Source organism: Tenuifilum sp., from assembly GCF_037481895.1.
GTDB lineage: Bacteria > Bacteroidota > Bacteroidia > Bacteroidales > Tenuifilaceae > Tenuifilum > Tenuifilum osseticum.
In genome coordinates this window covers 55,078-61,880 of sequence record NZ_JBBFKU010000020.1, presented here as the reverse complement: position 1 = coordinate 61,880, position 6,803 = coordinate 55,078, and the positions used below count along the sequence as shown (strand labels likewise).

8 protein-coding genes are annotated in these 6,803 nt (G+C 43.8%); all 8 read left to right on the top strand.

Annotated elements, in window-relative coordinates:
* The first annotated feature begins 635 nt into the window (after nucleotides 1–635).
* A complete protein-coding gene (locus WHS63_RS07755) occupies nucleotides 636–980 on the top strand; it encodes a hypothetical protein (RefSeq protein ID WP_445204605.1) in 345 nt (114 codons plus the stop codon).
* A 6-nt stretch (nucleotides 981–986) separates the two neighbouring features.
* A complete protein-coding gene (locus tag WHS63_RS07750) occupies nucleotides 987–1,403 on the top strand; it encodes an ATP-binding protein (RefSeq protein WP_369490093.1) in 417 nt (138 codons plus the stop codon).
* A gap of 12 nt (nucleotides 1,404–1,415) precedes the next feature.
* Nucleotides 1,416–2,783, top strand: a complete 1,368-nt coding sequence (locus WHS63_RS07745) for a [Fe-Fe] hydrogenase large subunit C-terminal domain-containing protein (protein WP_445204604.1) — start codon at nucleotides 1,416–1,418, stop codon at nucleotides 2,781–2,783.
* Nucleotides 2,784–2,795: 12 nt separating this feature from the next.
* Nucleotides 2,796–3,134: a serine kinase gene (locus tag WHS63_RS07740; protein ID WP_445204603.1), complete on the top strand. Its 339-nt coding sequence runs from the start codon at nucleotides 2,796–2,798 to the stop codon at nucleotides 3,132–3,134.
* Nucleotides 3,131–3,871, top strand: a complete 741-nt coding sequence (locus WHS63_RS07735) for a PHP domain-containing protein (RefSeq protein WP_445204602.1) — start codon at nucleotides 3,131–3,133, stop codon at nucleotides 3,869–3,871. Before WHS63_RS07740 ends, WHS63_RS07735 begins: the two co-directional genes overlap by 4 nt.
* A gap of 44 nt (nucleotides 3,872–3,915) precedes the next feature.
* A complete protein-coding gene (locus WHS63_RS07730) occupies nucleotides 3,916–4,470 on the top strand; it encodes an ATP-binding protein (protein ID WP_445204601.1) in 555 nt (184 codons plus the stop codon).
* 107 nt (nucleotides 4,471–4,577) lie between these two features.
* Nucleotides 4,578–4,976: a (2Fe-2S) ferredoxin domain-containing protein gene (locus WHS63_RS07725; protein ID WP_369490098.1), complete on the top strand. Its 399-nt coding sequence runs from the start codon at nucleotides 4,578–4,580 to the stop codon at nucleotides 4,974–4,976.
* 20 nt (nucleotides 4,977–4,996) lie between these two features.
* Nucleotides 4,997–6,790: an NADH-ubiquinone oxidoreductase-F iron-sulfur binding region domain-containing protein gene (locus WHS63_RS07720; protein WP_445204600.1), complete on the top strand. Its 1,794-nt coding sequence runs from the start codon at nucleotides 4,997–4,999 to the stop codon at nucleotides 6,788–6,790.
* Nucleotides 6,791–6,803: the final 13 nt, after the last annotated feature.

Genomic DNA, 6,803 nt, shown 5'->3' with positions numbered 1-6,803 from the left:
TAGAAAAATATCAACTGATTATCAGGCAGTATGGTGAACAAACAGGTGAAATTACGTTTTAGTCGGACAATAGTGATTTTTTTTAACATGAGACTTCTTGTCATTTTTGTTTAGTTTAAAATTGGTGCTAACTCGTTTATATGCGCTACTTTGTTGCGCATTATTTCCATTTTTGGATGTATAGGCGCTCTAAAATAGCGTTCTATTTTTATTACAAGTATAAAAATTTTTTAAATCATAGAAAGCGCTTATTTATTTTTTGAGCCATTTTACCTAACGAATGAAGTTGTTCGTTGATAGTTGTTTGTTGTTCGTGAAGTATAATAGAACACAGATGAGACTGATTTAGAGGATTATCACTGTGTTTCTGTTTTACCACCATGTAGCACACAGCATTGCTTGTTGTAGAGCAATCAATTTAAGGTTGTAGCCCGCTTAACGGCTAACGTTTAACGGTTAACGGCTAACTAAGTTCTTTTATTCCACTTTTTCAGCTAACTTGCACTGGTGGTCGGGTTTTGATATTTTGTGTTCTTAAGCATCTGTTATAAATGTAACAATGTTAATAAAATAACGTAAATTTGTAACGGAATTGCTATTGCAAGCATTTGGTGTAAACACAAAATACGGTAGGAATGAAAATAGGGGAATTAGCCCAGCTGGTTGATGGTAAAGTGGTATGTGGCCACGCTATGCTCGACAGGGAAATTGAGTATGCTTTTGCCTCGGACCTGATGAGCGATGTGCTTACTGTCCGCGCTGACAAATTGTTGCTAATTACAGGTTTGGCCAACATGCAGGCGGTTAGAACCGCCGAGATGGCCGATATACCTGCAATTGTATTTGTTCGCAATAAAACCATTAGCGAGGATATGATTCAGCTGGCCGAGGATAATGGCATTGTTCTTATCGAAAGCCCTTTCACCATGTTCAGGGCTTCCGGCATTCTTTACAGTAAGGGTGTAAAACCGGTTTATTAATAGCATATGCACTTTGAGTACAGGGTTCAGGGAGGCGATTTTGTTAGGGCTGGGCAAGCATCGAGCCAGGTGAAAAAGATTTTAAAGCAGCTTAATGTTTCACCTAACATTATTAAAAGGGTGGTGGTTGCCCTGTACGAGGGGGAGGTTAACATTGTTGCTCATGCCTTTCAGGGTAAAATATATGTTGATATTGAGACCGATAAGATTCGTGTAGTGCTCGATGATGTTGGACCAGGAATCCCCGATATTGATTTGGCTATGAAACCCGGTTACTCTACCGCATCGCCAATTGTAAGGGAAATGGGTTTTGGTGCTGGTATGGGACTTCCAAACATCAAAGAGAACACCGATAAAATGAAGATTGCTAGCGTTGTTGGCGTAGGAACACGGTTGGAGTTTGAGGTTAACCTTAAGGAGTAGCGGAGGATAGCTGTGGCTGATTTGGAATTCTACCATGCGTTAAAAATTCTTCCCGATGTGTGCATCGGCTGCTCGCACTGTATGAGAGCCTGCCCCACCGAGGCCTTAAGGGTTGTAAACGGAAAAGCCAAGCTGATTAACAACCGCTGTATCGACTGCGGTGAGTGTTACAGGGTTTGCCCAACCCATGCCATTACGGTTCAACAGGACGATTTTAGTAAAATTTTTTCCTATAAACACCGCATTGCCCTTATCCCTTCTGTTCTACTAGGGCAGTTTTCAAAGGAAATTTCACACGATGATGTTGCACAAGCCTTACTGAGCCTTGGCTTTACATCCATTGTTGAGGTTGAGGATTCCGTGGAATATTTAATTGGCAAGCTGAACAGCTACATTGCTTCAACCGAGGTTAAACCGGTAATATCATCATTTTGCCCAGCAATAGTAAGGCTAATTCAGGTTAAGTTTCCCTCGCTTGTTGAGAATATCGCTCTGGTTAGACCGCCATTGGATCTTACCGCATCATATATAAAGACAAGCCTTTTGGAGCAAGGTGTTCCTGAAAAGGAAATTGGAATATTCTACATTACCCCTTGTGCTGCCAAAATAGTTGCTGTACGACATCCCGAGGGAGAGGAAAAGTCGGAGATAGATGGGATTATCAACATGGATTTTATCTATAACCGAATTCTGCGCGAGATAAAAGGTAAATTACCTACGGGAAATGAGCCAAAAATCATTTCGGAGCTTAGCCCCCGGAGTTACTCTTGGGCGCTAACAAACGGCGAAGCATCGTGTATCGATGGCCGATGCCTGGCTATTGATGGAATATGGAATGTTATTGAGTTTTTGGAGAAGGTAGAGAACGATGAAATTCAAGATGTGGATTACCTTGAGCTCCGCGCATGCGATGAGAGTTGTGCGGGTGGTATCCTTGCGCCGGGGAATAGGTTTTTAGCTGCCGAGCTAATTCGCAAAAACGCAAGTAAGGTATCGGTTTGGAGTATCAATAAAACCAACGATAAGATAGTAAAATACGATGCTTGCATTAGCGGGAGAACCGCGCTGAGCCCGCTTAGCCCAAGATCGATGCTGAAGCTCGATGAGGATATGGCAAAGGCCATGCTTAAGATGCAGCGTGTTAACCAGCTGATGTGCTTCCTGCCCGGTATCGACTGCGGGGTTTGCGGCGCACCTTCGTGCGTTGCGCTTGCCGAGGATGTTGCACAGGGTAGCGCATCGGTTTCGCAATGCGTTTTCCTCCAAAAAATCATGGAGCAAAACAAGCTTGACCCCGAACACTCGTTCCGGATCATGAAAAGAATTTGGGGTGAGAACCGGTTCCGCAAGGATTGCGACAAACCCATTAGGAACAAGTAAAAATATCAAGATATGACTGTAAAAGATATAGTTGATGCACTAAACCTGAAGGTTTACTCTGGTCAGGCCGGTTTAAACAAGGAGGTAGTTGGAGGGTATACATCCGATTTGCTGAGCGATGTTATGGGGAATGCCCCTGCCGGTTCCGTATGGATTACGCTTCAAACTCATGTTAATGTAATGGCCGTTGCCACGCTTAAAGATATTTCGGCTGTTATTCTTGTCAAGGGTCTTGAGCCTGAGGCTAACACCATGGCGCAGAGTAACAACGAGGCTATTCCAATCCTGGGAACCAATCTGCAAGCCTTTGAGATAAGCGGTCAGCTGTATAATCTTATCAGCATAAAATGATAGTAAAGGCCGATTTACACATTCACTCGGTTCTATCGCCATGTGCCGACCTGGAGATGAGCCCGGTGAATATTGTAATGCGAGCCGCTGAAATGGGGCTGAAACTTATTGCGGTTACCGATCATAACAGCACACTCCATGGCCCTCTAATCCGTACCCTGGCTGAACAGCATGGCATTTACTGCCTATACGGTGCCGAGGTAAATACCCGTGAAGAAATACACTGCCTTTGCCTGGTCGACACTGAGGATCAGCGCCAGTCGCTGCAGGCATTCATAGAGCAAAATATAACCAGAATCCCTAACAACCCCGATATTTTTGGGTATCAGGTAGTGGTAAATGAGCACGACGAAATAATTCAGGAGGTTGACTACCTCCTTCATGCAGCCCTGGTGAAAGGGATCGATGAGGTTGCGGAGTTTGTTCATGGGATAGGTGGGGTTTTTATTCCGGCACATGTTGATAGACCTAAGTATAGTGTTACCAGTCAGCTTGGCTTTGTGCCGCCATCGCTAAGTTACGATGCCCTTGAGATTTCAAGAAATACCACAGTGGATGCTTTCAAGCGAAACAACCCCATAAAACCCAACACGCAATTCATCCGAAATTCCGACTCGCATTTTCCTAGTCAAATAGGAACTTCCTTCACAGAGTATAATCTGGAAAGCTTATCGTTTAAGTGTTTTAAGGATTCCATACTAAACACGGGCAGTTCAACGGTATTGCCTGTGATATAGCTTTGGCACTTTGTTTAAAATCGATATAAATTAACAATTGGAGAATGAAGGACTTATCGCTTCACATCCTTGATATTGTTCAGAACTCGGTTGTTGCCGGTGCCAAGGTGATACAAATCATCCTTGAAATTAACACAGCAAATGATTATATTGAGCTCACTGTCAAGGATAATGGCAAGGGTATGGAGCAAGAATTTTTGAAGCGGGTAGTAGATCCCTTTACCACAACCCGTACAACCCGTAAGGTGGGCTTAGGAATCCCATTGCTAAAGCAGAATGCTGAGCTTACCGGAGGAACATTCAGTATCGATTCAGAACCAGGAGTAGGCACTGCTCTTAAAGCCCGTTTCATTAAGTCACACATCGATTGTTTACCCTTAGGCGATTTGGGCGGCACCATTGCGCTGCTCATTTGTTCCTACCCTGATATTGAGTTCAAGTTAAGCGTGGTTGTTGATACAACAGAATTTGCGGTATCTACATCGGAGTTACGCCAAGCGCTTGATGGGGTTCCGTTGAACGAGCCATCGGTTTACCCGCTGGTTAAGGAGTATATCTATTCGAATTTAGACGAATTACAAATAACGAATTTAAGCTGAAAAACATATTTTCAATTGTTAATTGCTTAACAATTGAATTTAATTTTGCAGAAAATTATTAGGTTAATATTACGAAACCAACCAAATACACACAAGGAGAACAAGTTATGACAAAAGTAAAGTCGCTTGCCGATCTGAAAAAGATGAAGGAGACCCTGCAAGCCAAAATCGACCTTAGGGAAAAGGGCGAAGCTGCAGAGAACCTTGTTCAGATTAAGGTAGCTATGGCTACCTGCGGTATTGCTTCGGGAGCAAAAAATGTAATGGATTTTCTGCTTGAGGAACTGGAAAAGCGTGGAATAAACGCTGTTGTAACACAAACCGGTTGCATGGGTTACTGCTATGCCGAACCTACCATTGAGGTAAAATTACCCAATGCCGACCCTGTTGTTTTCGGCTATGTTGACACCAAAAAAGCCGATGAGATTATTGAGAAATACATTAAGAACGGTGAACTGGTTGATGGAATTATTCCCGTTAACTACGAGTCAATTGATAACAAATAACCAACTGGGAGGTAATAGTAATGTCAAAGTATAAAATGCACCTGCTAATTTGTGGAGGCACAGGTTGTAAAGCTTCCTCAAGCGATGCAATAGCAGAGAAACTAAAACTAGAGCTGGCAGCCAATAACCTACAGGACGAAGTTCAGGTTATTATGACCGGTTGCTTTGGTTTTTGTGAGAAAGGTCCAATTGTAAAAGTATTGCCCGATAATACATTTTATACACAGGTTAAGCCTGAGGATGCTACCGAAATTGTAAAGGAGCATGTAGTAAAGGGTCGTAAGGTGGAGCGTTTGCTCTATGTTGATCCCACTAAGAAGGCTACCATTGAGGATTCAAAGCATATGGGTTTTTACCGCAAGCAAATGCGTATTGCGCTTCGCAACTGCGGTTTCATTAATCCTGAAAATATTGATGAATATATTGCTCGTGAGGGTTATCAAGCATTAGGTAAAGTGCTCACTGAATATACCCCACAGCAAACCATTGATATTATCAAAAAATCTGGCTTACGTGGTCGTGGAGGCGGGGGATTCCCAACCGGTTTAAAGTGGGAAATTGCCAGCAAAAACCATGCTGACCAAAAGTATGTAGTATGTAATGCCGACGAGGGCGACCCCGGTGCTTTCATGGACCGCTCAATTCTTGAAGGCGATCCACACTCAGTGCTGGAGGCCATGGCCATTTGCGGTTACTGCATTGGCGCCACAAAGGGTTTGATCTACATACGTGCTGAATACCCACTTGCAATTAAACGCCTAAAGGTTGCCATCGATCAGGCTCGTGAGTATGGGTTGCTGGGAAGCGAAATCTTTGGAACCAGTTTTAGCTTCGATATCGAATTACGCTACGGAGCCGGCGCTTTTGTTTGTGGTGAGGAAACTGCCCTTATTCACTCCATGGAGGGCTTACGTGGTGAACCAAGCAACAAACCCCCATTCCCTGCACAAAGTGGTTACATGGGCAAGCCAACCAACGTGAATAACGTTGAAACCTTTGCAAACGTACCACCCATTATTTTGAAGGGTGCCGACTGGTACTCGTCAATTGGTACCGAAAAGAGCAAGGGTACTAAGGTGTTTGCGCTTGCAGGTAAAATCAACAACGTAGGACTTATTGAGGTTCCAATGGGTATCACCCTGCGCGAGGTAATTTTTGAGATTGGTGGTGGTATCAAGAATGGAAAGAAATTTAAGGCTGTTCAAACCGGTGGTCCTTCGGGCGGTTGCTTAACCGAGAAACACCTCGATACCCCAATTGATTTCGACAACCTGATTGCTGCAGGCTCAATGATGGGTTCGGGCGGTATGATTGTTATGGACGAGGACGACTGTATGGTATCGGTTGCCAAGTTCTACCTCGATTTCACCGTTGAGGAAAGCTGCGGAAAATGTTCTCCCTGCCGTATTGGTAACAAGCGTCTGTACGAACTACTGGAACGCATTACCAAGGGCGAGGGTACAATGGAGGACCTAGAGCGTTTACGCAACTTATCGCAAGTAATTAAGGATACCTCGCTTTGCGGTTTAGGACAAACTTCACCAAACCCCGTTCTATCAACCCTGGATAACTTCTACGATGAGTATGTGGCTCACGTGGTTGATAAGAAATGTCCATCGGGTCAGTGTAAATCGCTCATGCAGTATGTTATTGATTCAGAGGCTTGCGTGGGATGTACGGCTTGTGCCCGCAACTGTCCTGTAAATGCAATCAGTGGCGAACGCAAAAAACCACACGAGATTAACCAGTCAATCTGTATCAAGTGTGGTGCATGTATGGAGAAGTGTAAATTCGATGCTATCAGCATTAAATAATTAGGGTGATAAC

Excerpts from the sequence above, each read along its gene's own strand:
- WHS63_RS07730 (WP_445204601.1), top strand. The coding sequence starts at position 3,916 with ATGAAGGACTTATCGCTTCACATCCTTGATATTGTTCAGAACTCGGTT.
- WHS63_RS07725 (WP_369490098.1), top strand. The coding sequence starts at position 4,578 with ATGACAAAAGTAAAGTCGCTTGCCGATCTGAAAAAGATGAAGGAGACC.
- WHS63_RS07735 (WP_445204602.1), top strand. The coding sequence starts at position 3,131 with ATGATAGTAAAGGCCGATTTACACATTCACTCGGTTCTATCGCCATGT.
- WHS63_RS07740 (WP_445204603.1), top strand. The coding sequence starts at position 2,796 with ATGACTGTAAAAGATATAGTTGATGCACTAAACCTGAAGGTTTACTCT.
- WHS63_RS07720 (WP_445204600.1), top strand. The coding sequence starts at position 4,997 with ATGTCAAAGTATAAAATGCACCTGCTAATTTGTGGAGGCACAGGTTGT.
- WHS63_RS07755 (WP_445204605.1), top strand. The coding sequence starts at position 636 with ATGAAAATAGGGGAATTAGCCCAGCTGGTTGATGGTAAAGTGGTATGT.
- WHS63_RS07750 (WP_369490093.1), top strand. The coding sequence starts at position 987 with ATGCACTTTGAGTACAGGGTTCAGGGAGGCGATTTTGTTAGGGCTGGG.